This is a genomic window from Mesorhizobium sp. M7A.F.Ca.ET.027.03.2.1 (assembly GCF_003999175.1).
Classification (GTDB): domain Bacteria; phylum Pseudomonadota; class Alphaproteobacteria; order Rhizobiales; family Rhizobiaceae; genus Mesorhizobium.
Genome location: NZ_RZOM01000979.1, coordinates 1 through 2,351, shown reverse-complemented (window position 1 = coordinate 2,351; position 2,351 = coordinate 1). Strand labels below are relative to the sequence as shown.

Sequence of the window (2,351 nt, the reverse complement as noted above, 5' to 3'; positions counted from 1 at the left end):
CTCGGGAGGAGGTGAAGGTCGGGCCTATTCGTCATCGCCGGGGAGGAGGTCGGCTTTGACGAAAACTCTTTCGCCGTTTGAAAAGGGGCGAAACCTTTGGGGCAAAATTTGCCCCGGGGAAACAACGCCCGCCGCGGGAGGAGGTGCGGCGGGCGCCGTTTTTGTGGTCAACCCTTGGGAGAAGGTAAGGGGTGACCGTATTCGTCAAGGTCGGGGAGGAGGTCGACCCTGGCGAAATTCTGTCTAGATCGCCTGGCGGGCGATCATCTTGATTTCGTCGCGGACGATACCGAGATCATGCAGCTGGCGGTTGGAAAGGCGACCCAGCTCGGTAACCGTCTCGCGATAAACGCGCCAGTTACGATAATTGCGGATCAGGTTCATTGTCGTTCTCTTTTTCAAAAACTGGTTCGGACCATTCGCGGTCCGAAGAATTAGACCGCCTTGCGAGCGACGTAAGGAATGTCGCTGCGGCTGATGCCGAGGTCGGTCAGTTCACGGTTGCTCAGGCGGCTCAGCTCGGACACGGTGTCCCTGTAGCGGCGCCAGTTGCGGTAGTTGCGGATCAGGTTCATGGTAGTTCTCGTTTCGTCTTTCTTGCGGATCATTCCGTTTGTGTACGAACTATAAATAGTCGGACCCATATCGATTTAAAAGCGCTATGGCTGCATGGCAGCAATGCAAATTGTGCAATGCAGCATTAACGGGGTTCACGGACCTGACACAAAGAAACCCGAATCGGAAAATGCCGCCGCGTCAACGATTTGACCGGATCGGCTGAAAAAAAGACCAAACTTGGGGGAGACGCAGCATGGCGGGGTATTCGTCGCGGGTCAGGGCGGATATCGCGCGTTGGCTGCAGGCCGGGCTGATTGACGCCGCCACAGCCGATTCGCTTTCGCGCGATGTCGAGGCCAACGCGCGCGAGTCGCTCAGCTTCGGCTCTATCCTGGCAATGATGGCCGCCTTGCTTTTCGGCGCCGCCATCCTGATTTTCGTCGCCGCCAACTGGGACGCGATCCCGAGGCTGGCGCGCGTGGCGGCACTGTTTGCCGTCATCCTTGGTGGCTATGTCGGCGGCGCGGTGCTGAAGGCCCGCAACCATGCGGCGATCGGGGAAGCGCTCTGGGTCGTGGCGGCCGCGGCTTTCGGCGGCTCGATCGCGCTGATCGGCCAGATGTATCATCTCTCGGGCGACGAGGCGTCTGCTCTGGTCACCTGGGGCGCCGGCACGGCGCTGGCGGCGGTTGCGCTGCGTTCGAATCCGCTGACGGTCGCTTCGGTCGGCATCGCCGATGCCTGGCTGTTCCTCAAAGGCTTCGACTACTACAGCCGCAGCGAATTTCCGCATGCCTTCGTGATCATGGCGATCGTGCTGTTTGCCGTCTCGTTCTGGACCCGCAGCCAGGCGGCGCGCCACCTGATCATCCTGTCGGTTCTGTTCTATCTTGTGCTGCTGGTCACCAACCACGACACGCTGCAGGTGGCGATCCCGCTGGTCGTCGTCTCGGCGCTGCTGTTCGCGGCCTCGGTCTTCTCGCCGGATCCGGTCGACCGGGTCGTGCAACTCGGCGGCCGCTTGCCCTTGCACGCATTGCTCGGCTTCCTCACCGGCCTCGCAATGATCCAGTTCGAACTCGCCGATGAAAGCACCTACGAAAGCGGTTTCGCCATCGCTTCGGTCGTTGCCCTGGCCGGCATCGTTGCGGCAGTCGTGCTGGCAGGACGGGAGAGCCGCGGGCTGCGCTGGCTTGCCTATCTCGGCTTCGCCTTCGAACTCGCCATCATCTATGTGGTGACCTTGCAATCGATGCTCGATACAGCCGGCTTCTTCCTGGCCGCCGCGGTGCTGCTCGGCATCCTTGCGATCGTCATCATCCGCGTGGAAAAACGCATGAAGGGTCCAGATGCCAAAGGAGCCACGGCATGATCACCGGGAAAAGGCTTGTCATCTCGGCACTTGTGCTGGCGCTCGTCCAGATCGGCTTCCTGAGCTGGATCATCGCCGGCCGGGCGGCGATCCTGCGCAACGGCAAAGAGGTGCTGCTGAAGATCGAACCTGTCGATCCGCGCGACCTCCTGCGCGGCGACTACATTATCCTCGGCTACGAGATTTCGCGCATACCGGTGAAAATGATCGCCAACATCCCACCCGACAAATTTTCCAGCGACGACACTGTGATTGTCGTGCGCCTGAAGAAGGGCGCCGACAACTATTGGCAGCCGACGACCGCCTGGTTCGGCAAGGCGCCGACGCCGGCCACTGCCGACGAGGCCGATATATCAGGCCACGTTGCCGAGGGCTGGGACCTTCGCGGCGAAGAGGCGACCATCGCACCGGACTATGGCAT

The 2,351-nt window shown here is 61.1% G+C and carries 4 protein-coding genes; 2 read left to right on the top strand and 2 right to left on the bottom strand.

Translation table 11 applies throughout. From position 1 onward, the window contains the following. Nucleotides 1-243: 243 nt before the first annotated feature. Together EN750_RS29930 and EN750_RS29925 are read right to left on the bottom strand one after the other, a co-directional pair. Nucleotides 244-384, bottom strand: a complete 141-nt coding sequence (locus tag EN750_RS29930; RefSeq protein ID WP_127323233.1) for a DUF1127 domain-containing protein — start codon at nucleotides 382-384, stop codon at nucleotides 244-246. A 50-nt stretch (nucleotides 385-434) separates the two neighbouring features. Continuing rightward, the gene (locus EN750_RS29925; protein ID WP_013531315.1) at nucleotides 435-575 is read right to left on the bottom strand and encodes a DUF1127 domain-containing protein; all 141 of its coding nucleotides are present in this window, start codon (nucleotides 573-575) and stop codon (nucleotides 435-437) included. Between the two features lie 236 nt (nucleotides 576-811). On the opposite strand from EN750_RS29925, the gene EN750_RS29920 reads away from it, so the two are divergent. Both EN750_RS29920 and EN750_RS29915 read left to right on the top strand, forming a co-directional pair. Further along, a complete protein-coding gene (locus EN750_RS29920; protein ID WP_127398890.1) occupies nucleotides 812-1,930 on the top strand; it encodes a DUF2157 domain-containing protein in 1,119 nt (372 codons plus the stop codon). After that, on the top strand, nucleotides 1,927-2,351 hold a 425-nt coding region (locus tag EN750_RS29915; protein WP_127398889.1), incomplete at its 3' end, for a GDYXXLXY domain-containing protein. The genes EN750_RS29920 and EN750_RS29915, both read left to right, overlap by 4 nt.

Excerpts from the sequence above, each read along its gene's own strand:
- EN750_RS29930 (WP_127323233.1), bottom strand. The coding sequence starts at position 384 with ATGAACCTGATCCGCAATTATCGTAACTGGCGCGTTTATCGCGAGACG.
- EN750_RS29925 (WP_013531315.1), bottom strand. The coding sequence starts at position 575 with ATGAACCTGATCCGCAACTACCGCAACTGGCGCCGCTACAGGGACACC.
- EN750_RS29920 (WP_127398890.1), top strand. The coding sequence starts at position 812 with ATGGCGGGGTATTCGTCGCGGGTCAGGGCGGATATCGCGCGTTGGCTG.